23 protein-coding genes are annotated in these 20,796 nt (G+C 62.7%); 11 read left to right on the plus strand and 12 right to left on the minus strand.

Translation table 11 applies throughout. From position 1 onward, the window contains the following. Positions 1-7: 7 nt before the first annotated feature. The 5 genes from PVZ78_RS01745 to PVZ78_RS01765 form a co-directional block, all read right to left on the minus strand. Entirely contained in the window at positions 8-1,096 is a 1,089-nt protein-coding gene (locus tag PVZ78_RS01745; RefSeq protein ID WP_053268480.1) for a flagellar basal body P-ring protein FlgI, read from the minus strand. 27 nt (positions 1,097-1,123) lie between these two features. Beyond that, on the minus strand, positions 1,124-1,819 hold the full coding sequence (gene flgH / locus PVZ78_RS01750; protein ID WP_009047673.1) for a flagellar basal body L-ring protein FlgH: 696 nt from the start codon (positions 1,817-1,819) through the stop codon (positions 1,124-1,126). A gap of 52 nt (positions 1,820-1,871) precedes the next feature. After that, the gene (gene flgG / locus PVZ78_RS01755) at positions 1,872-2,657 is read right to left on the minus strand and encodes a flagellar basal-body rod protein FlgG (protein ID WP_009047672.1); all 786 of its coding nucleotides are present in this window, start codon (positions 2,655-2,657) and stop codon (positions 1,872-1,874) included. Positions 2,658-2,702: 45 nt separating this feature from the next. Next, a complete protein-coding gene (locus tag PVZ78_RS01760) occupies positions 2,703-3,443 on the minus strand; it encodes a flagellar basal body rod protein FlgF (RefSeq protein WP_009047671.1) in 741 nt (246 codons plus the stop codon). Between the two features lie 352 nt (positions 3,444-3,795). Continuing rightward, positions 3,796-5,361, minus strand: a complete 1,566-nt coding sequence (locus PVZ78_RS01765; protein ID WP_009047670.1) for a sigma-54-dependent phenylalanine hydroxylase transcriptional regulator PhhR — start codon at positions 5,359-5,361, stop codon at positions 3,796-3,798. A gap of 305 nt (positions 5,362-5,666) precedes the next feature. Here PVZ78_RS01765 and phhA point away from each other — a divergent pair, with 305 nt between their 5' ends. The 6 genes from phhA (at position 5,667) to PVZ78_RS01795 (ending at position 10,018) form a co-directional block, all read left to right on the plus strand. Then, a complete protein-coding gene (gene phhA, locus PVZ78_RS01770; protein WP_007930098.1) occupies positions 5,667-6,458 on the plus strand; it encodes a phenylalanine 4-monooxygenase in 792 nt (263 codons plus the stop codon). Between the two features lie 69 nt (positions 6,459-6,527). Continuing rightward, entirely contained in the window at positions 6,528-6,884 is a 357-nt protein-coding gene (locus PVZ78_RS01775; RefSeq protein WP_007930096.1) for a 4a-hydroxytetrahydrobiopterin dehydratase, read from the plus strand. Beyond that, positions 6,884-8,080: an amino acid aminotransferase gene (locus PVZ78_RS01780; protein ID WP_273828151.1), complete on the plus strand. Its 1,197-nt coding sequence runs from the start codon at positions 6,884-6,886 to the stop codon at positions 8,078-8,080. Before PVZ78_RS01775 ends, PVZ78_RS01780 begins: the two co-directional genes overlap by 1 nt. A 229-nt stretch (positions 8,081-8,309) precedes the next feature. Next, positions 8,310-8,441: a hypothetical protein gene (locus tag PVZ78_RS01785; protein ID WP_009047668.1), complete on the plus strand. Its 132-nt coding sequence runs from the start codon at positions 8,310-8,312 to the stop codon at positions 8,439-8,441. Positions 8,442-8,522: 81 nt separating this feature from the next. Next, entirely contained in the window at positions 8,523-8,705 is a 183-nt protein-coding gene (locus PVZ78_RS01790; protein ID WP_009047667.1) for a hypothetical protein, read from the plus strand. Positions 8,706-8,893: 188 nt separating this feature from the next. After that, entirely contained in the window at positions 8,894-10,018 is a 1,125-nt protein-coding gene (locus tag PVZ78_RS01795; RefSeq protein WP_273828154.1) for an MFS transporter, read from the plus strand. 22 nt (positions 10,019-10,040) lie between these two features. Here the strand turns inward: PVZ78_RS01795 and arfB are convergent, their stop codons facing one another. After that, positions 10,041-10,454 (minus strand): alternative ribosome rescue aminoacyl-tRNA hydrolase ArfB, encoded by a 414-nt coding sequence (gene arfB, locus PVZ78_RS01800; RefSeq protein WP_029526192.1) that lies wholly within the window; start codon positions 10,452-10,454, stop codon positions 10,041-10,043. A 104-nt stretch (positions 10,455-10,558) separates the two neighbouring features. Next, positions 10,559-11,980, minus strand: a complete 1,422-nt coding sequence (locus tag PVZ78_RS01805; RefSeq protein ID WP_273828152.1) for an amino acid permease — start codon at positions 11,978-11,980, stop codon at positions 10,559-10,561. Between the two features lie 1,041 nt (positions 11,981-13,021). On the opposite strand from PVZ78_RS01805, the gene PVZ78_RS01810 reads away from it, so the two are divergent. Then, positions 13,022-13,159 carry a hypothetical protein gene (locus PVZ78_RS01810; protein ID WP_007930088.1) on the plus strand — a complete coding sequence of 46 codons (138 nt, stop codon included), beginning with the start codon at positions 13,022-13,024 and terminating at the stop codon, positions 13,157-13,159. A gap of 70 nt (positions 13,160-13,229) precedes the next feature. Beyond that, positions 13,230-14,189 (plus strand): hypothetical protein, encoded by a 960-nt coding sequence (locus PVZ78_RS01815; RefSeq protein ID WP_009047664.1) that lies wholly within the window; start codon positions 13,230-13,232, stop codon positions 14,187-14,189. 174 nt (positions 14,190-14,363) lie between these two features. Here PVZ78_RS01815 and rluB read toward each other — a convergent pair whose 3' ends face one another. The 5 genes from rluB to PVZ78_RS01840 all read right to left on the minus strand — a co-directional run bounded on the left by rluB (position 14,364) and on the right by PVZ78_RS01840 (position 19,289). Continuing rightward, positions 14,364-15,578 (minus strand): 23S rRNA pseudouridine(2605) synthase RluB, encoded by a 1,215-nt coding sequence (rluB, locus tag PVZ78_RS01820; RefSeq protein WP_016702275.1) that lies wholly within the window; start codon positions 15,576-15,578, stop codon positions 14,364-14,366. Between the two features lie 317 nt (positions 15,579-15,895). After that, on the minus strand, positions 15,896-16,951 hold the full coding sequence (gene scpB / locus PVZ78_RS01825) for an SMC-Scp complex subunit ScpB (protein WP_016702276.1): 1,056 nt from the start codon (positions 16,949-16,951) through the stop codon (positions 15,896-15,898). A 12-nt stretch (positions 16,952-16,963) separates the two neighbouring features. After that, positions 16,964-17,662, minus strand: coding sequence for a segregation and condensation protein A (locus tag PVZ78_RS01830; protein WP_172667002.1), 699 nt, complete (start codon positions 17,660-17,662; stop codon positions 16,964-16,966). Positions 17,663-17,782: 120 nt separating this feature from the next. Next, positions 17,783-18,412: an L-threonylcarbamoyladenylate synthase gene (locus tag PVZ78_RS01835; RefSeq protein ID WP_009042694.1), complete on the minus strand. Its 630-nt coding sequence runs from the start codon at positions 18,410-18,412 to the stop codon at positions 17,783-17,785. A 13-nt stretch (positions 18,413-18,425) separates the two neighbouring features. Beyond that, entirely contained in the window at positions 18,426-19,289 is an 864-nt protein-coding gene (locus PVZ78_RS01840) for a PHP domain-containing protein (RefSeq protein WP_110177063.1), read from the minus strand. Between the two features lie 87 nt (positions 19,290-19,376). Between PVZ78_RS01840 and PVZ78_RS01845 the strand changes: the two genes are divergently transcribed. The 3 genes from PVZ78_RS01845 to PVZ78_RS01855 all read left to right on the plus strand — a co-directional run bounded on the left by PVZ78_RS01845 (position 19,377) and on the right by PVZ78_RS01855 (position 20,795). Further along, positions 19,377-19,973 (plus strand): septation protein A, encoded by a 597-nt coding sequence (locus PVZ78_RS01845; protein ID WP_009047659.1) that lies wholly within the window; start codon positions 19,377-19,379, stop codon positions 19,971-19,973. A gap of 1 nt (position 19,974) precedes the next feature. Continuing rightward, positions 19,975-20,274 carry a YciI family protein gene (locus tag PVZ78_RS01850; RefSeq protein WP_009047658.1) on the plus strand — a complete coding sequence of 100 codons (300 nt, stop codon included), beginning with the start codon at positions 19,975-19,977 and terminating at the stop codon, positions 20,272-20,274. Between the two features lie 110 nt (positions 20,275-20,384). Continuing rightward, positions 20,385-20,795, plus strand: coding sequence for a translation initiation factor 2 (locus tag PVZ78_RS01855; protein WP_273828153.1), 411 nt, complete (start codon positions 20,385-20,387; stop codon positions 20,793-20,795). The last annotated feature ends 1 nt before the right edge of the window (position 20,796 follow it).

Below are 20,796 nucleotides of genomic sequence, written 5' to 3' on the forward strand. Positions count from 1 at the left end.
CCCTACCTCAAATCACGATCAGGTCGGCTTGCAGCGCGCCGGCCTGTTTCAAGGCTTCGAGGATCGCCATCAGGTCGCCCGGTGCCGCGCCGACCTGGTTCACCGCACGCACGATCTCGTCGAGGGTGGTGCCCGGGCCGAACTTGAACATCGGCTTGGCTTCCTGCTCGGCGTTGACCCGCGAACGCGGCACGACCGCGGTCTGGCCGTTGGACAGCGGACCCGGCTGGCTGACGATCGGGTCTTCGGTGATGGTTACGGTGAGGCTGCCGTGGGTCACTGCGGCTGGCGAGACCTTGACGTTCTGGCCGATGACGATAGTGCCGGTACGCGAGTTGATGATGACCTTGGCCACCGCCTGACCCGGATCGATTTCCAGGTTCTCGAGGATCGACAGGTAGTCGACGCGCTGGCTCGGATCGAGCGGCGCGGTAACACGGATCGAACCGCCGTCGATGGCCTGGGCCACGCCCGGGCCGAGCATGTCGTTGATCTTGTCGACGATGCGCTTGGCGGTGGTGAAGTCGGAACGGTTGAGGTTCAGGGTCAGGCTGTTGCCCTGGTTGAAACCGCTCGGCACCGCGCGCTCCACCGAGGCACCGCCCGGGATGCGACCGGCCGACGGAACGTTGACCGTGATCTTCGAACCGTCACGACCTTCGGCGTCGAAACCGCCCACCACCAGGTTGCCCTGGGCGATGGCGTAGACGTTGCCGTCGATCCCCTTGAGCGGCGTCAGCAGCAAGGTGCCGCCGCGCAGGCTCTTGGAGTTACCGATGGAGGACACGGTGATATCCACCTGCTGCCCCGGCTTGGCGAACGCCGGCAGGTCGGCGCTCACCGATACCGCCGCGACGTTCTTCAACTGCACGTTGCCGGAACCCGGCGGCACCTTGATGCCGAACTGCGACAGCATGTTGTTGAAGGTCTGCAGGGTGAAAGGTGTCTGGGTCGTCTGGTCGCCGGTGCCGTTAAGCCCGACCACCAGGCCGTAGCCGATCAACTGGTTGGAACGCACGCCGGAAATGCTGGCGATGTCCTTCAGCCGTTCGGCGTGAGCGTTGCAGGCCGCCGAGAGCAACAGCGCGGCCAGCATGAGGCGTTTGAAATTCAACGTAGCCACCTAGAAAGGGAACAGCGGGCTGAGGAAGAAACGGTCGAACCAGCCCGGCTGGCTCGCATCGGCAAAGGCACCGGTACCCGAATAGGTGATGCGCGCGTCGGCGACGCGGGTCGAGGACACCGTGTTGTCGGTGGCGATATCGTCGGCACGCACCAGGCCGGCAATCCGCACCAGCTCGTCGCCGGTGTTGAGGGTCAGCCACTTCTCGCCGCGCACGGCGATGATGCCGTTGGGCAACACGTCGGCCACCGTCACGGTGATCGAGCCGGTCAGGCTGTTGCTCTGGCCGGACTTGCTGTCGCCCTTGGTGGCCCGGTCGCCGCTGTAGCCGACATCGAGGCTCAGGTCACCGCTACCTATCGGGTCATTGGTGCTCAGGCCGCCACCGAAAAACGAAGTCAGGCCGATGCCGGTCTTGCTGTTCTTGTCGATCTGCGAGTTGGCGTTCTTGCTCGCCTGGGTCCGCTCGTTGAGGGTGATGGTGATGATGTCGCCCACGCGGAACGCCTTGCGGTCGCTGTACAGGTTCTGCTCGAAGCCGGCCTGGTAGATCGAGCCGTTGTTGGCCGCAGCCGGCAACGGAGTACGCGGCAACACCGGAGCGTAATACGGGTCATTGGGCTTCGGTGGCGGGGCCACGCAGCCCGCGAGCACGACGAACCCACTCAGTGCGAGAACAGATACAAAGCGATTCATGACCCTACCTCATGGTGCTGCAGGCGGCCGCTGGGCCGCCCCTAGGACTTGATTACAGATTCTGCGTGACGAACGAGAGCATCTGGTCGGCGGTGGAGATCACCTTGGAGTTCATCTCGTAGGCGCGCTGGGTGGTGATCATGTTGACCATCTCCTCAACGGTGCTGACGTTGGAGGTTTCCAGGGTGTTCTGCAGGGTGGTGCCGAAACCGTTGAGGCCCGGGGTACCGACTTGCGGCGCGCCACTGGCGGCGGTTTCCAGGAACAGGTTGTTGCCCGTCGCTTGCAGGCCGGCCGGATTGATGAAGTCGGCGGTCTGCAGGTTGCCGATCACTTGCGAGGCCGGGTTGCCGGCGGTGGTGATCGAGACGGTGCCGTCCTGGCCCACGGTGAAGGTCTGGGCATCGTTCGGTACGACGATCGCCGGTTCCAGCGCGAAGCCGTTGGCGGTGACGATCTGGCCGTTGGAGTCCAGGTGGAAGGTGCCGTCACGGGTGTAGGAAGTGGTGCCGTCCGGTTGCAGGATCTGGAAGAAACCGCGGCCGTTGATGGCCATGTCCAGCGGCTGCTCGGTGGTCTGCAGGCTGCCGGCGGTGAAGTTCTTCTGGGTGCCGACGATGCGCACACCGGTACCCAGCTGCAGGCCCGACGGCAGCTCGCTGTCCTGGGTCGACTGGGCGCCAGGCTGACGCTTGATCTGATACAGCAGGTCCTGGAACTCGGCGCGATCACGTTTGAAACCCGTGGTCGAAACGTTCGCCAGGTTGTTGGAAATGGTGGTCAGGTTAGTGTCCTGGGCGGACAGACCTGTTTTGGCAACCCACAGAGCCGGAAGCATTCGATTCTCCTCGTGCGCCTGTTTTACGGCGCGACGTACTGGTAATTAGCTGATCTGCAAGACCCGAGCCATGGCCTGGTCGTCTTCTTTGGCGGTGTTCATCATCTTGATGTGCAGTTCGAACTGCTTGGAGAGCGCCAGCACCGAGGTCATTTCCTCGACCGCATTGACGTTGCTCGACTCGAGGAAACCCGAGACCAGTTGCACATTGGCGTCAGCCGCTGCCGGCTTGCCGTCCTTGGTATGGATCGAACCGTCCAGACCCTTGGTCATGTTCTTCAGGTCCGGGTTGACCAGCTTGATGCGGTCGACCTCGGCCATCACCCGTGGGCCTTCACCCATGGCGCGGATGCTGATGGTGCCGTCCTGGCCGACTTCCACCTGCTGCTCCGGCGGCACGGCGATCGGGCCGCCGTTGCCGATCACCGGCATGCCGTTGCCGGCACGCAACACGCCCAGGGCGTCGATATTCAGGCTGCCGGTGCGCACGTAGCTTTCACCGCCATCCGGGGTCTGCACGGCGATCCAGCCATTGCCGCTGACCGCCACGTCGAGATCACGACCGGTTTCCACCAGCGAGCCCGGGGTGAAATCGGTAGCCGGACGCTCGGACATGGCAAAGGCCCGCGCCGGAAAGCTGTCACCAAACACCGGCATCGAACGCGCCTGCTCCAGGTCGCGCTGAAAACCGTTGGTGGAGATGTTCGCCAGGTTGTTGGCATGCGCCTTTTGCGCCAGCGCATTCTGGCTGGCACCGGTCATGGCCACATAAAGGTACTTGTCCACAGTCTTTCCTCTGCATGTCGGACGTTTGCCGTCCACCGCTGTACTGCTGAGCCATAAGCAATAAGCGCACCAACTTGTTTTTCGGGCGGCCGAAGGCAGGAAATCCGGGAGCTTGAGGGCGATCGAAGGAAATCGAGCGATTGTGTCAAAGACGAAAAACCGGCGCAGATATGCCGCTTACGGCAAGGCTCGGCCTCTGCTGCGCAACAAGGCTCTGTAGCCGCTGCCGCAGGCTGCGATTGACTGCGAAGCAGACGCCAACCCCATACCCGCGATCTGATCGAGGTAATGCGCTGCCAGCCTTGCGAGCCCTTCGGACTCGATCGCAGCCTGCGGCAGCGGCTACAAGAGTTCAGCTCTCGCCAGCGCCCTTGCCCACTTCGTATTCGCGCAGCTTGTTGGCGATGGTGGTGTGCGACACGCCCAGGCGCTTGCCCAGCTGGCGGCTGCTGGGGTGTTCGGAATACAGGCGTTCGAGCACCGCCTTTTCGAAACGCCCGACGATGTCGTCGAGGCCACCCTCCAGGGAGAAGTCGCCAAGGGGTTGGCGCACGCCGTAGTCCGGCAGTCGGATGTGTTCGGCCTTGACCGTGCCGCCGTCGCACAGGGACACCGCCTGGAACAGCACGTTTTCCAGCTGCCGCACGTTGCCTGGCCAGTGGTAATGGCTGAGGCGCTCCATGGCCGCCGGCGCCAGCTTGGGCAAGGCGCAGCCGATCTGTCGGCTGGCCTGGTCGAGGAAGTGCTCCACCAGCGGCGTCAGGCCGTCGAGGCATTCACGCAACGGTGGAATATGCAGGGACAGGACATTGAGCCGGTGATACAGGTCCTGGCGGAACTCGCCGCGGGCGCACAGTTCCGACAGGTCGACCTGGGTCGCGCAGATCACCCGCACGTCCAGGTACACCTCTTCGTCGCTGCCGACCCGACGGAAGCAGCCATCCTGCAGAAAGCGCAGGAGCTTGACCTGCAAGCGCGGGCTCATCTCCCCGACCCCGTCGAGAAACAGCGTGCCGCCGGCGGTCAGCTCCAGCAGCCCAAGCTTGCCTTCGGCCCGGGCGCCCTCGAAGGCCCCCGGCCCGTAGCCGAACAGCTCGGTCTCGGCCATGGATTCCGGCAGGCCGGCGCAGTTGAGCGCCATCAGCGGCGATTGCCCGCGCGGGCTGGCCAGGTGGCAGGCGCGCGCCAGCAGTTCCTTGCCGGTGCCGGTTTCGCCCTCAATCAATAGCGGCGCGTCCAGCGGTGCCATGCGCCGCGCTTCGCGCACCACCGCGGCCATGACTTTCGAGCTCTGGAAGATACTGTCGAAGCCGCGCAACTCCTGCTTGCGCACGTTATAGATGCGCTCGCCGACCCGATCCGCGCGGTGCAGCGTCAGCACCGCACCGGCCATGGCCTCGCTGTCGTCGTGCTCCGATTGCAGCGGCGCGATGTCCGCCAGAAACACGTCACCCTTGACCTTGACCCGCAGGCCGTTGATCCGCGACTTGTTGGCCCGCACCAGTTCCGGCAGGTCAAAATCCTCGGCATAGCGCGACAGCGGAATCCCCGGCACCTCGTCCACCCGTACGCCCAACAGCTGCGCCGCCGCGCGGTTGGCGGCGACGATGGAACCGCCCATGTCGATGGACAACACCGGGAACTCCAGCGCCCCGAGCAGGGCATTGAGCTCCATATGCCGCCGCTCGCTGGGCATCAGCCCGACCCGCTTGACCCCGAACACCCCGGCGATCGACTCGAACTTCGGCCGCAGCGCCTGGAACTGCAGGTTGATCAGGTTCGGGCAATGCAGATAGATGGCATTGCCATGCTCGCCGCCCACCTCGCCCCGGGCGACGTTGATGCCGTACTCCACCAGCAGGTTGAGAATGTCGCGCAGGATGCCGATGCGATTCTGGCAGTGGACTTTGATACGCATAAAGGAAAGGCCCGAAACAGGTAATGGAGGGCGTGAACGCCAGAAAGCGGCGTTTTTGGCACCGTCCGGCACGAACTTTCTGCGGTGTGGCGCAGATAATCGTCAAGATTATGTGACAGTCACCGGCCATTTCAAATCGACTATTCTCAGTAATAGCGGACCTGCGACGCTTTTGTAACGAAAACTTTACGAAATCAGCCCCGATCCGCCCATTACGTTCACGTCAACCTGCTGCATGGACTGCAACCTTGGGTTATCTCTAGCGTCAACTGATAACAAGAAGCAGCCCCTGACAGGAGAGCAGCATGAAGCAGACGCAGTACGTGGCCCGCGAGCCCGACGCGCAAGGTTTTATCCACTACCCCGATGAAGAACACGCGGTGTGGAACACCCTGATCACTCGTCAGCTGAAAGTGATCGAGGGTCGCGCGTGCCAGGAATACCTGGACGGCATCGAGAAACTCGGCCTGCCCCACGACCGCATCCCGCAGCTGGGCGAAATCAACAAGGTGCTGGGCGCAACCACCGGCTGGCAGGTAGCCCGGGTGCCGGCGCTGATCCCCTTCCAGACCTTCTTCGAATTGCTCGCCAGCAAACAGTTTCCGGTCGCGACCTTTATTCGTACCCGCGAAGAACTGGACTACCTGCAAGAGCCGGACATCTTCCACGAGATCTTTGGCCACTGCCCGCTGCTGACCAATCCCTGGTTCGCCGAATTCACCCACACCTACGGCAAGCTCGGCCTGCAGGCCACCAAGGAAGAACGGGTGTACCTGGCGCGCCTGTACTGGATGACCATCGAATTCGGCCTGCTGGACACCCCGCAAGGCCAGCGCATCTACGGCGGCGGCATCCTCTCCTCGCCGAAGGAAACCGTCTACTGCCTGTCGGACGTGCCCGAACACCAGGCCTTCGACCCGCTGGAAGCGATGCGTACCCCGTACCGCATCGACATCCTGCAACCTATCTACTTTGTGCTGCCCAACCTCAAGCGCCTGTTCGACCTGGCCCATGAAGACATCATGGCCCTGGTGCACCAGGGCATGCAGATGGGCCTGCACGCACCCAAGTTTCCGCCCAAACCCAAGGCGGCCTGAGCACCCTGCCCTCGCGCAGCGCTCATAAAACCCGTAATTTCCAACAAGAACCGATTTCAGGAACCCACCATGACCGCTCTCAACCAAGCCCATTGCGAAGCCTGCCGTGCCGATGCCCCACAAGTCAGCGACGAAGAACTGCCGGTGCTGATCAAGCAGATCCCCGACTGGAACATCGAAGTGCGCGATGGCGTCATGCAGCTGGAAAAAGTCTTCCTGTTCAAAAACTTCAAATTTGCCCTGGCCTTTACCAACGCAATGGGTGAAATTTCCGAGGCAGAAGGTCATCATCCTGGCCTGCTCACCGAATGGGGCAAGGTCACCGTGACCTGGTGGAGCCACTCCATCAAGGGCCTGCACCGCAACGACTTCATCATGGCCGCTCGCACCGACGAAGTGGCCAAGACCGCAGAAGGACGCAAGTAATGCATTTCGACGCCATAGGCCGAGTACCCGGCGACCCGATTCTTGGCCTGATGGAGGCCTATGCGTCGGACAGCAACCCACGCAAGTTCGACCTCGGCGTCGGTGTCTACAAGGATTCCCAGGGGCTGACGCCGATCCCCCGGTCGGTCAAGCTGGCCGAGCAGCGCCTGGTCGACCGGCAGACCACCAAGATCTACATCGGCGGCCACGGCGACGCGGCCTTTGGCAAGGTGATCAATGAACTGGTGCTGGGCGCCGATTCGCAGCTGATCACCGAACGACGCGCCGGCGCCACCCAGACTCCGGGCGGCACCGGCGCGCTGCGCCTGAGCGCCGACTTCATCGCCCACTGCCTGCCGGGCCGTGGCGTGTGGTTGAGCAACCCGACCTGGCCGATCCACGAAACCATCTTTGCCGCCGCCGGCATCCAGGTCAGCCACTACCCTTACGTCGGCAGCGACAATCGCCTCGACGTCGAGGCCATGCTGGCGACCCTGAACCAGGTGCCCAAGGGCGACGTGGTGCTGCTGCATGCCTGCTGCCACAACCCCACCGGTTTCGACCTGAGCCACGACGACTGGCATCGGGTACTGGACGTGGTGCGCAGCCGCAACCTGCTGCCGCTGATCGACTTCGCCTACCAGGGCTTCGGCGACGGCCTGGAGCAGGATGCCTGGGCGGTGCGCCTGTTCGCGACCGAACTGCCCGAGCTGCTGATCACCAGTTCCTGCTCGAAGAACTTCGGCCTGTACCGCGACCGCACCGGCGCGCTGATCGTCTGCACCCGGGACGCGGAAAAGCTGCTGGATGTACGCAGCCAACTGGCCCACATCGCCCGCAACCTGTGGTCCACCCCGCCGGATCACGGCGCCGCGGTGGTCGCCACCATCCTCGGCGACCCGGAGTTGAAAAGCCTCTGGGCCGACGAAGTGGAAGCCATGCGCCTGCGCATCGCCCAGTTGCGTTCGGGCCTGGTGGAAGCGCTGCAACCCTTCGGCCTGGCCGAACGCTTCGCTCACATCGGCGTGCAACGCGGGATGTTCTCCTACACCGGCCTGACGCCGGAACAGGTCGCCACGTTGCGCAACCAGCACAGCGTGTACATGGTCAGCTCCGGCCGGGCCAACGTCGCCGGTATCGACGCCACCCGCCTGGACCTGCTGGCCGAAGCCATCGCCGAAGTCTGCAAACACTGAAAAAAGCTATCGCGGGCAAGCCTGGCGCCTACGGATGTCACCTGATTCCGTAAGCGCGAGGCTTGCCCGCGATGCCGTTAAAAGCCCCCCGTCCGATGAAACTCCTTTCATCCTAAAACCCCAGATAAAAATCTTTTTGTCATTTCCAGTGCTGTATCCTGCCCAGGCTTTTTAAAAGCGCGGATCTACCCAGCGATTTAAAAAACAGACCTTGCGAGGAGCAACGAACATGCACGAGATTCCTAATCTCCCCTTCCCAAGCCTGCACGAAACTGAGCAGACAACCCCGCAACAAGCCGGCGCCCAACAGCCCGAGCCGAAAGAAGCCGCCTCCAGCCACAAGGCCGACAGCGAAGACTGACCGCAACACCCAGACAGTGTGGAAAGCGCTCTTTGATGCGCTTTCCACACCGCCTGAAACCCGCTTTCGAGAACCGCCTCCATGACCGACACCTTCAGCGAAACCCAAGCCAGCGTGCTGATCGGCACCGCCGAAAAGATGATCGATATCTGGAACCGCCTGACGCCGGAAAAACAGGCCGCCCTGCTGGCGCGCTTCGGTACCCAGGAAAACGCCCTGGCCGCCCTGGTCACTACGCAATTGCTGGCCCCAGCCCAAGCCTGAGCCCGCGGCGCGCAAAAACTTGCGCCAACCCATCGATTTCTCCACCTGAATCGTTTCAACCCTCGGTATCATAAGCAGCCTATCTATCTCTGCCGCGTCCGTGGACCTTTCCCATGCCAGATACCCAGCGCCCCTTGGCGGTCACGCTGCAAGTCGTCTCCATCGTCCTTTTCACCTTTATCGGCTAACTGAACATCGGCATCCCCCTGGCCGTGCTGCCGGGCTACGTGCACAGCGAGCTGGGCTTCGGCGCGGTGATCGCCGGGCTGGTGATCAGCGTGCAATACCTGGCCACCCTGCTCAGCCGCCCCTATGCCGGGAAGATCATCGACAACCTGGGCAGCAAGCGCGCAGTGATGTACGGCCTGGCCGGCTGCGGCCTGAGCGGCGTGTTCATGCTGCTGTCGGCATGGCTGAGCAGCTTGCCGGTGCTGAGCCTGGCCAGCCTGCTGGTCGGGCGCCTGGTGCTGGGCAGCGCCGAGAGCCTGGTGGGCTCGGGCTCCATCGGCTGGGGCATCGGCCGCGTCGGCGCGCAGAACACCGCCAAGGTGATTTCCTGGAACGGTATCGCCAGCTATGGCGCGTTGGCCGTTGGCGCGCCGCTGGGGGTGCTGCTGGTGGATCGCCTGGGGCTGTGGAGCATGGGCGTGAGCATCATCCTGCTGGCGTTCCTCGGCCTGGCGCTGGCCTGGCCGAAACTGGCGGCGCCGATCGTTGCCGGTGAGCGCCTGCCGTTCATCCATGTCCTGGGCCGGGTGTTCCCCCATGGCTGCGGCCTGGCCCTGGGCTCGATCGGTTTTGGCACCATCGCCACCTTCATTACCCTCTATTACGCCACCCAGAACTGGTCCAACGCAGTGCTGTGCCTGAGCCTGTTCGGCGCCAGTTTCATCGGTGCGCGCCTGCTGTTCGGCAACCTGATCAACCGCCTCGGCGGCTTTCGCGTGGCGATCGCCTGCCTGTCGGTGGAAACCCTGGGCCTGCTGCTGTTGTGGCTGGCGCCGGATGCCCACTGGGCCCTGGCCGGCGCGGCGCTGAGCGGCTTCGGCTTCTCCCTGGTATTCCCGGCGCTGGGGGTGGAAGCGGTCAACCTGGTCCCCGCCTCCAGCCGCGGCGCGGCGGTGGGCGCCTATTCGCTGTTCATCGACCTCTCGCTGGGGATCACCGGACCGCTGGCCGGGGCGATCGCCGCCGGTTTCGGCTTTGCCTCGATCTTCCTGTTCGCCGCCCTCGCGGCCTGTAGCGGTTTGCTGCTGAGCCTCTACCTGTACCGCCAGGCGCCGAAGTATCGCGAGGAGCGCGGCGAGCGCTAGGTCGGTACTTGTCGTACAGGGCCTAGTAGTCGACCTTGCCGCGGCCGGCCTTGATGTTGCCGCGCTTGCTCTTGGATTCCAGGCGCCGGGTCTTCGAGCCCAGGGTCGGCTTGGTCGGGCGGCGCTTCTTCTCCACCTTGATCGCGTCGAGGATCAACGCCACCAGGCGCTCCAGGGCATCGGCGCGGTTCTGTTCCTGGGTCCGGTATTGCTGGGCCTTGATGACGATCACCCCATCGCTGGTAATGCGACTGTCGCGCAGCGCCAGCAGCCGCTCCTTGTAGAACGGCGGCAGGGACGAGGCCGGAATGTCGAAACGCAGGTGCACCGCGCTGGAAACCTTGTTGACGTTCTGCCCACCCGCGCCTTGCGCGCGAATGGCGGTCAACTCGATCTCGGCATCCGGCAGATGCACGTTGTTGGAAATCACCAGCATGGAAAAGGAATCCGCTTTCAGGGCGTTCAGGATACCGCGCCTGCGGATTTGCAGCGCCCACAAAAAACCCGGCCGAAGCCGGGTTTTCCGTTATTGCGCGGGTGTCACTTCAGCGAAGCGTTGGCCGCCTGCAGGCTGTGCTGCGCGCTGCGCTTGTTCTTGATGCCGTAGCAGACCCACATGAAGGCAACCCAGACCGGAATCGCGTACACCGAGATCTGGATGCCCGGGATCATCAGCATGATGCCGAGGATGAACACCACGAACGCCAGGCAGATGTAGTTGCCGTAGGGGTACCACAGCGCCTTGAACAGCGGCGCTTGTTTCGTGCGGTTCATGTGCTGGCGGAACTTGAAGTGCGAGTAGCTGATCATCGCCCAGTTGATCACCAAGGTCGCGACCACCAGCGACATCAGCAACTCCAGGGCGTGCTGCGGGATCAGGTAGTTGAGCACCACGGCGACGAAGGTCACCAGCGCCGAGGCCAGGATCGACATCACCGGCACGCCGCGCTTGTCGATCTTCGCCAGGACTTTCGGCGCGTCGCCCTGCTCGGCCATGCCCAGCAGCATGCGGCTGTTGCAGTAGGTGCCGCTGTTGTACACCGACAAGGCCGCGGTCAGGACCACGAAGTTGAGGATGTGCGCCGCGGTGTCGCTGCCCAGCATCGAGAACACCTGGACGAACGGGCTGCCGCTGTAGGCATCGCCGGAGGCGTTCAGGGTCTCCAGCAGGCTGTTCCACGGGGTCAGGGACAACAGCACGACCAGGGCACCAATGTAGAAAATCAGGATGCGGTAGATCACCTGGTTGATGGCCTTGGGAATCACGGTCTTCGGCTTGTCGGCCTCGGCCGCGGTAAAGCCGAGCATCTCCAGGCCACCGAAGGAGAACATGATGATCGCCATGGCCATCACCAGGCCGCTGACGCCATTGGGGAAGAACCCGCCGTGTTCCCACAGGTTGCTCACCGAGGCCTGCGGGCCGCCGTGACCGCTGACCAGCAGGTAGCTGCCCAGGGCGATCATGCCGACGATGGCCACCACCTTGATGATCGCGAACCAGAACTCGGCTTCACCGAAGACTTTGACGTTGGCCAGGTTGATCAGGTTGATCAACACGAAAAACGCCGCGGCCGAGGCCCAGGTCGGCACATCCGGCCACCAGTAGTGCACGTACTTGCCGACCGCGGTCAGCTCCGACATGCCCACCAGGATGTACAGAATCCAGCAGTTCCAGCCCGACAGGAAACCGGCGAAACCGCCCCAGTACTTGTGCGCGAAATGGCTGAAGGAACCGGCCACCGGCTCTTCGACGATCATCTCGCCGAGCTGGCGCATGATCATGAAGGCGATGAAGCCGCAGATGGCATAGCCGAGGATCATCGACGGCCCGGCCGACTTGAGCACGCCAGCGGAGCCCAGGAACAATCCGGTACCGATCGCGCCACCCAGGGCAATCAGTTGAATATGGCGATTTTTCAGGCCGCGTTTCAGCTCGCCTGAATGCGAGTTTTGTCCACTCATGAAAAGGGTCTCACGCAAGGTTTGATGATGTTCGATAGACGTTGCAGCCGACAGCAGGCTTAAGCAGCGCGGATCAAACCCCAGCGCAGGCACCAGGAGTTCAGCGTTTGTTTAACGGTCATGCGTCACCTGTTTGTTTTTATCTGTGACGAAATCGAACCCACCACGCTTGTGACGCGGCGGAGTGAACAAGGCGGATAGCCTTGAGATTATTGGCCTTGGGAGCGTGTCTCGAGCATTCGAGCCAGGGCTCGTCATGCGTCGAAAGCAGTCGTTGGGGCGCAAAATGCGCGGATACGCAGTTGGGTCACAGTTAAAACGCCGCGCATTGTACACCCCTGACTCCCTGCCGCCAGACGCGGCTTATCAGCGCGTCGGGGGCCGGAATCGCACGGGGCCTGCTCGATGCTTGGCATCGGCGGCAAGGTTCGGGACAGACCCATCGGGGTCGTCGACGAAGGTACGACAGGGATCGTCCTTCGGTGGGAATCGGTTGAGGTGAGCCACGGCGTACATTGCGCCTCCTTCTTGTTATGCACCTGCACACAGGCATGGGCTGCATCACACCCGCCTTGAGGCCGCGGAACAAGCGGCCTGGAGCCCGGCGGCGGGCAATATCCAGGCAGCGCCGGAAGGTTTTTCTTACAGCGCTGGACGAGGCTCGATTCCATGACTCGATAGCGGGTTTTTCGTCAGCATTTCTTTACAGAGTGGAACGTATTTTTTCCACTTCAGATCGGCATCCGCGGCGACTGCAAATTGACGGCCAGCGGTTTTTTATCTGTCTGTTCGCTCAGCTTTTTGTTTTTTCTTGATAATTTTTCAACACAAAAACAGAACAAAAAGTTCAATAAAAATATTTCAATTATTTTTTTGCATTTCAAAAAACCCTGGACTAGGTTTCCAGCCACTTGCCGGACCACACCCCCGGCAAGCCGAGCGGCCACGTTGAAGCAGCTGGGGTTTTCAAGCACTCCCCGTGGAACACCCGAGCCGTCTCACCGACTGCTTTTATCCGAAAAGTCATCTAGGAGATTCACGATGCAAGCACTGGAAAAAGACTTGGACACTGAACTGCAACTGGACGATTGGTTTGAAGCAGCGACCCACGAGGCCGCGGTGGAAATGATGCAGGCCGATGCGGTAGTACCGTTCGGCACGGCGATGTGGCCTTTGTAAAAACGGCCATCAGGCAGGAGCGGCCCGGCGGTCGCCCCTGCCTCCACTCGCTGTCCGTCAGGGAGGATCCATGGACAACACCGCTGCCATCCGGCATTTCCTTTACTACCTCGAACACCATCCGGCCCTGGCCGACCGCCAGAGCGCCAGGGTCCTGATCGGCCACACCACCGAGTACACCGCCACCAGCGCCGCCATCATCGAGCAGGCCGGCGAACCCTTCCATTTCACCGCCCTGCGCCTCGACCTCGAACCCACCTCGGTCCTGACCCAGGCCATCGCCGACTGCGATCTGTATATCTTCTTCTACGACTCCTCCACCCTCTCGCCGCCCCGCCCGCAAGGCCCGGAATTCATCCAGGCGCTGCAGGGCGTGATGGCCGAAAACTGGAAGAAATCGCTGCTGTTCAAGGACTACGGCGACTACTTCTACGACACCTTCAGCATCGAGCCGCAACGCATCGCCGAGCTCAACGCGACCCTGATCCAGCATATGTCCGAGGCCACCACCCTGAGCTTTCGCGACGACCACGGCTCGTACTTCGAAGCGCCGCTGGACAGCATCAAGAAGTGGACCAACATCAACGGCGTGGGCAACTACGACCTGGCGCCCGGAGAAATCGCCAGCCACAGCGAGGCCATCAATGGCCGGGTAAAATTCGTCGGCACCTTCCTCGGCACCATCCCCTTCGCGCGCAAGTACGGCGTGCTGCAATCGCCGCTGGAACTGTGGATCGAGAACTCCACCATCAGCCGCATCGCCACCGATGTGCCGGGGCTGGCGGAGGACTTCAACAAATACCTGGACGCCAACCCGTCCAACCGACGCATCGAGGAACTGGGCATCGGCACCAACGAAGGGGTGAAAGACCTCTACGCGCGCAACTCGGGGTTCGAGGAGCGCCATTGCGGCCTGCACCTGGGGCTGGGCGGCGGCGCCAAGGGCAGCCATCACCTGGACCTGATCTTTGCCAGCGGGGTGCTGGCGCTGGACGACAAGCCGGTGTTCGATGGCAGGTTCGTGTTCTGAGCCAACGAGGGTGTCGATATCGATTCCGCTATCGCGAGCAAGCTCGCTCCTACAGGGATGGATCGCTCTTCTGTAGGAGCGAGCTTGCTCGCGATGCGCCAAAGCGCAAAAAAAACGCCAACCCTGAGGTTGGCGTTTTTTCTTGTTGCCTACAGCTTGCAGCTCAAGGCTGCCTCACTCAGGCTTGCGGCGACCGAAACCCGGGCGCTGGCCGGAACCGGCCGGGGCGCCGCGGCGCTTGCCCGACGGTGCATCCTTGTCGACCAGGACAATGCCCGGACGCTTGGACTTCGGCGCTGGCTTGGCCGGGCGCTTGGTGTCGCTCGGACGATCCGCCACTGGCGTACCGCGACCCGACTCACCACGACCGGCAGCCGGACGCGGCGCCCGTGGAGCGCGCTCGCCATCCTGGCGTGGCGCGGGCTTGCGGCCCGGACGCTCGCCTTCGATCTGCGGCTCGCGCGACGGGCGCGGAGCACCGGCGGCAGGCGCGCCATGGGCCGGACGCAGGGTCCGCACGCGCTCGCTCTTGCCCACCGGGCGCGAGGATTTGCGCTGCATGCGCTCCAGCTTGTCCTTGCTCTTGGCGTTGAGCTGCGGCAGTGCCACCGGCGTCAGGCCAACCTCGGCGCTGAGGACGTCCACTTCGTACTGGCTCATTTCGCGCCAGCGGCCCATCGGCAAGTCGGAGTTGAGGAACACCGGACCGAAACGCACGCGCTTCAGGCGGCTGACCACCAGGCCCTGGGATTCCCACAGGCGACGTACTTCACGGTTGCGGCCTTCCATCACCACGCAGTGGTACCAGTGGTTGAAACCTTCGCCACCGGGCGCCTGCTGGATGTCGGTGAACTTGGCCGGGCCGTCTTCGAGCATCACGCCGGCTTTCAGGCGCTCGATCATCTCGTCGTCGACTTCGCCACGCACACGTACCGCGTACTCACGGTCCATTTCATAGGACGGGTGCATCAGGCGGTTGGCCAGCTCACCGTCGGTGGTGAACATCAGCAGGCCGGTGGTGTTGATGTCGAGGCGACCGATATTGATCCAGCGGCCTTCCCGTGGACGCGGCAGCTTGTCGAACACGGTCGGGCGGCCTTCCGGGTCGTCACGGGTGCAGATCTCGCCGTCGGGCTTGTTGTACATGATCACGCGGCGGACCGATTCGGACGCTTCTTCGCGCTTGATCACCTTGCCATCGATGGAGATGGCGTCATGCAGGTCGACGCGCAGGCCAAGGGTGGCCTCTTTGCCATTGACCTTGATCCGGCCCTGGCTGATCCAGGACTCCACGTCGCGGCGCGAGCCGACGCCGATGCGGGCGAGGACTTTCTGCAGCTTTTCGCCTGCTGGGCCGATTTCCTGTTGGTCTTGCTGATCTTCACTCATCTGGGCACCTCCCGGTGTGTCGATTCAGGCTTGAGTGGCCTGAACGGTAGTAAAAACAGGTCTTGTGGCGAAGGGATCGCCAAAGGGTCGCGAATCATACGCTCATGACGCCGGTTGCGCATCAGAGACTAGCCGATAAGTGGCGGCCTACCGGTTTTTCCGCTGGCCGGTGGTAGCCCGACATTTGGCCGCCTGACCTGTAGGAGCGAGCGGGCGGCGATCCGGCTTGCCCGCGATCGAGAACGACGCGACATGCCTGGCACACCGCATCAACGTTCATCGCGAGCAAGCTTCGCTCCTACAGAAGCGTGGCGTGATCAGTCTTCCTGTTCGCGTCTTTCGTTCTCGATGGCCTCGGCCAGCGCCAGGGCTTCGGCCTCTTCGTCGCTCAACTCTGGAGCCGGCGGTTCCAATGCCGCCACGGCGGCCAGCAGCTTGGCGCGGGCTTCGGCGACGCCGAGCACATCGTCATCGACTTCTTGCTCCTGCTCGTCGCCTGCGTCCGCTTCGAGTTCGGCCTCGTGCTCGGCTTCAAGCTCCGCGTCGTGCTCAACTGGCACTTCGGCTTCGGCTTCGGCACGAGTTTGCGTTTCGGGGTCGATCTCGGCGCCAACCTCGGCGTCGGCAACAAAGTCGTCCCCGGACGAATCCACCGCGCCATCGCGATGCAGGTCGTCGAAGTCGGTCTTGATCCCCTCCTCCATCGAGTCCAGTTCCAGCAGCAAGGTGTGGAAACTGGTCTCTTCCTTCGGTTCTTCCGGCTCGGCACTGGCGTCGGCCAGGGCTTGCAGGCTGGCGGGCACCGGCGCGTCGTCGAAGTCGAGGACCGGCTCGGTTTCGATCTCGCGCAGCTCGGCCAGCGGCGGCAGGTCGTCGAGGTTTTTCAGGTTGAAGTGATCGAGAAACGCCTTGGTGGTGGCGAACATCGCCGGCTTGCCCGGCACGTCACGGTAGCCGACCACCCGAATCCACTCGCGCTCCAGCAGGGTCTTGACGATCTGGCTGTTGACCGCCACGCCCCGCACATCTTCGATCTCGCCACGGGTGATCGGCTGACGGTAGGCAATCAGCGCCAGGGTTTCCAGCATCGCCCGGGAGTAACGCTGGGGCCGCTCTTCCCATAGCCGGCCGACCCAGGGCGCGAATTTTTCCCGCACCTGCAGGCGATAACCGGAGGCCACTTCCTTGAGTTCGAAGGCCCGACCTTCGCAGGATTTACCCAGAATGGTCAGAGCCTTCTTGAAGACCGCAGGGTCCGGACGCTCACCTTCCTCGAAGAGCTCGAACAGGCGCTCCATGGATTGCGGTTTTCCCGAGGCCAACAGAAAGGCTTCAAGCAGCGGCGCCAGCTCGCGGGGTTCATTCAGATTCATTGTTTCAGCTCGTTATTCGGCTCGCGCCCGCACATGGATAGCCGTGAAAGGCTCATTCTGTACCAGCTCGACCAGGGATTCCTTGACCAGCTCGAGGATCGCCATGAAGGTCACCACCACCCCCAGGCGTCCTTCTTCCGCGGTGAACAGCTCGACAAAGGGCACAAAACCACCGCCCTTGAGCCGCTCCAGTACCTCGCTCATACGCTCGCGGGTGGACAGCGCCTCGCGGCTGATCTGATGGCTTTCGAACATGTCGCCCCGGCGCAGCACCTCGGCCATGGACATCAGCACCTCTTCCAGGGCGACATCCGGCAGCAGCTTGCGCGCCCGGGCTTCCGGGGCGTCGAGCTTGGGCACTATGACGTCGCGGCCGACCCGGCTCAGGCCGTCGATGCCTTCGGCGGCGGCCTTGAAGCGCTCGTACTCCTGCAGGCGGCGGATCAGTTCGGCGCGCGGGTCTTCCTCTTCCTCTTCCACCTCGGCCGAGCGCGGCAACAGCATGCGCGACTTGATCTCGGCCAGCATGGCCGCCATCACCAGGTACTCGGCGGCCAGCTCCAGGCGCACCGACTGCATCAACTCGACATAGCCCATGTACTGGCGGGTGATTTCCGCCACCGGGATGTCGAGGATGTCGATGTTCTGTTTGCGGATCAGGTACAGCAGCAGGTCGAGCGGGCCTTCGAAGGCTTCGAGAAAGACTTCCAGGGCGTCCGGCGGGATGTACAGGTCCAGCGGCATTTCCATGACCGCCTGGCCGTAGACCATCGCAAAGGGCAGCTCCTGCTGCGCTCCGGCCTGGTCGTCAACGTGTTCCACTGCGGACATTCAGGCCTCGACCATGAAGGGAGCCGGGTCGCCGCAGCCGATACGGATCACTTCCGGCTCGCCATCGGCCAGGTTGATCACGGTGGAGGCCATGATGCCGCCAAAACCGCCATCGATGATCAGGTCGACCTGATGCTCGAGCAGTTGGCGCATTTCATAAGGATCGTTCATCGGCTCGGTTTCACCGGGCATGATCAGGCTGACGCTCATCAGCGGCTCGCCGAGCTCGGCCAGCAGCGCCAGGGCGATCGGATGGCTCGGCACCCGCAGGCCAATGGTGCGTTTCTTCGGGTGCAGCAACAGCCGTGGCACTTCGCGGGTGGCGTTGAGGATGAAGGTGTAAGGCCCCGGCAGGTGAGCCTTGAGCAGGCGAAAGGTGCCGGTATCGATCTTGGCGAACAGGCCCAGCTGCGACAGGTCGCTGCAGATCAGCGCGAAGTTGTGTTTGTCATCCAGTTGCCGCAGGCGCCGCACGCGCTCGACCGCGCTCTTGTCGCCGATCTGGCAGCCAATGGCGTAGGACGAGTCGGTCGGGTAGATCACCACGCCACCTGAGCGGATGATTTCGACAGCCTGTTTGATCAGGCGCGGTTGCGGGTTTTCCGGATGAATCTGGAAAAATTGACTCACATTCTCTACCTGTTCAGACGGCGGCAATAATTGGGTCATGTTTGAACCGACACCAGAGCGGCGGCAGATCCTCCGGAACAGGGCGATACTCGCCTATCTCGGACCAGCCTCCAGGGCCATGAAAATCACTGCCGGCGCTCACCAGCAGACCGAACTCCCGAGCAAGGATGGCCAGGCTGCCCACCTGCTCGGCGGGTTGATGGCCGTTGACCACCTCGATCGCGTGGCCACCTGCTTGAATATAGTCGGCAATCAGGCGGCGACGTTTGCTGCGGGTGAAATCGTAATGCCAGGGATGGGCCAGGCTGACCCAGGCCCCCGCCGCGCGTAGCGTCTCGACGGTTTCCTCGAGGGTCGGCCAGTGCTGCTTGACGTCGCCCAGCTTGCCGGCCCCCAGCCACTTGCGAAAGGCTTCGGCGCGGTCCTTCACGAAACCGGCGCGCACCAGGTAATCGGCGAAGTGCGGCCGGGCCGGCGCATTGCCGCTGTCACCCAGTTCCTGCTGGATCGCCCGGGCCCCTTCGAGGGCACCCGGCATGCCTTTGAGCGCGAGCTTGCGACTTATTTCTTCGGAACGCAGCCAGCGACCGTCGTGCAATTTGCCGATGGCTTCGACCAATGACGGCGCATTGACGTCGAAACCGTAGCCCAGCACATGAATGGTCGCCCCACCCCAGGTGCAGGACAATTCGACGCCATTGACCAGTTGCATGCCCAGTTCCCGGGCCGCGAGGCGAGCCTCGTCGAGGCCTTCCAGGGTGTCATGATCGGTCAGGGCCAGGACTCGCACGCCTTTCTCGAACGCACGCGCAACCAGAGCCGCGGGCACCAGGGCGCCATCGGAGGCCGTGCTGTGGCAGTGCAAATCAACATTCACGGGACTGTTCAACCTCAAGTCAGCTGGCGCTTTCGCTGCCATGGATGTTTGTTATTATGCCGCCACATCCTGCTTCTGGCTGCCACTGTGAAACAATTCATCGACTTCATCCCGCTGTTCCTGTTTTTCATCGTCTACAAAATCGATCCCCGAGTCGTCGACATTGCCGGTCAACAACTGACCGTAGGCGGTATCTACAGCGCCACGGCGGTGTTGATCATCAGTTCCCTGGTGGTATACGGCGCGCTGTTCATCTCCCAGCGCAAACTGGAGAAAAGCCAGTGGCTGACCCTGGTCGCCTGCCTGGTGTTCGGCAGCCTGACCCTGGCCTTCCACAGCGAAACCTTCCTCAAATGGAAGGCGCCGGTGGTCAACTGGCTGTTCGCCCTGGCCTTTATCGGCAGCCACTTCATCGGCGACCGCCTGCTGATCAAGCGCATCATGGGCCACGCGCTGACCCTGCCGGAGCCGGTCTGGACCCGCCTGAACATCGCCTGGATCGCCTTCTTCCTGTTCTGCGGCGCCGCCAACCTGTTCGTCGCCTTCACCTTCCAGAGCATCTGGGTCGACTTCAAGGTCTTCGGCAGCCTGGGCATGACCGTGCTGTTCCTGGTCGGCCAGGGCATCTACCTGTCGCGCCATCTTCACGACACCGAACCCACCACTTCGAAAACCGAGGACTGACATGCTTTACGCAATCATTGCTACAGACGTCGCCAACTCCCTGGAAAACCGCCTGGCCGCGCGCCCGGCGCATCTGGAGCGGTTGCAGCAGCTCAAGGCCGAAGGTCGCGTGGTACTGGCCGGGCCACACCCTGCCGTCGACAGCAATGATCCCGGTGCCGCGGGCTTCACCGGCAGCCTGATCATCGCCGAATTCGACTCGCTGAGCGCCGCCCAGGCCTGGGCCGACGCCGATCCTTACGTCGCCGCCGGTGTCTATGCCAGCGTCGTGGTCAAGCCGTTCAAGCAAGTCCTGCCGTAAATCCTCTCCCGCGCGGTGAACCTTATGGGTTCATCGCGCTCTCAATCGCTCATTATTCTCGTTTGACTGCCGACAACTTGCCCAACACTCGATTGGAATCAGGAGTTCCGATGCGCCAAGCTACGTTGTGCCTGTTGTTGGTCATGTTAACGATCGGGGCGAGCGCCTCTGCCGAAGAAACCGCGGACCCGGGACATTCCACGCCTTTGTCCCTGAGTGCCGGCAACCAGATCAGCGAATTGCAGCAACGCCTGAAAGATAGCGAGCACCAGCGCGAAGAGCTGACCCGGCAATTGCAGAGCGCCGACAGCGAGCGCGAAAGCGCCCAGCTAAGCCGCCTGCGCCAGGAGAACCAGCGCCTCAAGCTGCAACTGCGCGAGGCCCAGGCCAGTTCCGCGCCGCGCCTGCTGACCGATCAGCAGCAATGGTTCGTCACCGGCGCCGGGGTAGCGCTATTGGCCCTGCTCTGCGGTATCTTCGCCAGTGGTGGACATAGGAAGCGTCGACAATGGCTAAATTGAG

The organism is Pseudomonas sp. SBT1-2 (genome assembly GCF_028640875.1).
GTDB lineage: Bacteria > Pseudomonadota > Gammaproteobacteria > Pseudomonadales > Pseudomonadaceae > Aquipseudomonas > Aquipseudomonas chlororaphis_I.

What these genes read in the sequence shown, in the direction of transcription:
- PVZ78_RS01805 (WP_273828152.1), bottom strand. Translation starts at nt 11,980, where the DNA reads ATGAGTGGACAAAACTCGCATTCAGGCGAGCTGAAACGCGGCCTGAAA.
- rluB (WP_016702275.1), bottom strand. Translation starts at nt 15,578, where the DNA reads ATGAGTGAAGATCAGCAAGACCAACAGGAAATCGGCCCAGCAGGCGAA.
- PVZ78_RS01785 (WP_009047668.1), top strand. Translation starts at nt 8,310, where the DNA reads ATGCACGAGATTCCTAATCTCCCCTTCCCAAGCCTGCACGAAACTGAG.
- PVZ78_RS01790 (WP_009047667.1), top strand. Translation starts at nt 8,523, where the DNA reads ATGACCGACACCTTCAGCGAAACCCAAGCCAGCGTGCTGATCGGCACC.
- flgH (WP_009047673.1), bottom strand. Translation starts at nt 1,819, where the DNA reads ATGAATCGCTTTGTATCTGTTCTCGCACTGAGTGGGTTCGTCGTGCTC.
- PVZ78_RS01780 (WP_273828151.1), top strand. Translation starts at nt 6,884, where the DNA reads ATGCATTTCGACGCCATAGGCCGAGTACCCGGCGACCCGATTCTTGGC.
- PVZ78_RS01775 (WP_007930096.1), top strand. Translation starts at nt 6,528, where the DNA reads ATGACCGCTCTCAACCAAGCCCATTGCGAAGCCTGCCGTGCCGATGCC.
- PVZ78_RS01855 (WP_273828153.1), top strand. Translation starts at nt 20,385, where the DNA reads ATGCGCCAAGCTACGTTGTGCCTGTTGTTGGTCATGTTAACGATCGGG.
- phhA (WP_007930098.1), top strand. Translation starts at nt 5,667, where the DNA reads ATGAAGCAGACGCAGTACGTGGCCCGCGAGCCCGACGCGCAAGGTTTT.
- PVZ78_RS01815 (WP_009047664.1), top strand. Translation starts at nt 13,230, where the DNA reads ATGGACAACACCGCTGCCATCCGGCATTTCCTTTACTACCTCGAACAC.
- PVZ78_RS01745 (WP_053268480.1), bottom strand. Translation starts at nt 1,096, where the DNA reads ATGCTGGCCGCGCTGTTGCTCTCGGCGGCCTGCAACGCTCACGCCGAA.
- PVZ78_RS01765 (WP_009047670.1), bottom strand. Translation starts at nt 5,361, where the DNA reads ATGCGTATCAAAGTCCACTGCCAGAATCGCATCGGCATCCTGCGCGAC.
- arfB (WP_029526192.1), bottom strand. Translation starts at nt 10,454, where the DNA reads ATGCTGGTGATTTCCAACAACGTGCATCTGCCGGATGCCGAGATCGAG.
- PVZ78_RS01810 (WP_007930088.1), top strand. Translation starts at nt 13,022, where the DNA reads ATGCAAGCACTGGAAAAAGACTTGGACACTGAACTGCAACTGGACGAT.
- scpB (WP_016702276.1), bottom strand. Translation starts at nt 16,951, where the DNA reads ATGAATCTGAATGAACCCCGCGAGCTGGCGCCGCTGCTTGAAGCCTTT.
- PVZ78_RS01850 (WP_009047658.1), top strand. Translation starts at nt 19,975, where the DNA reads ATGCTTTACGCAATCATTGCTACAGACGTCGCCAACTCCCTGGAAAAC.
- flgG (WP_009047672.1), bottom strand. Translation starts at nt 2,657, where the DNA reads ATGCTTCCGGCTCTGTGGGTTGCCAAAACAGGTCTGTCCGCCCAGGAC.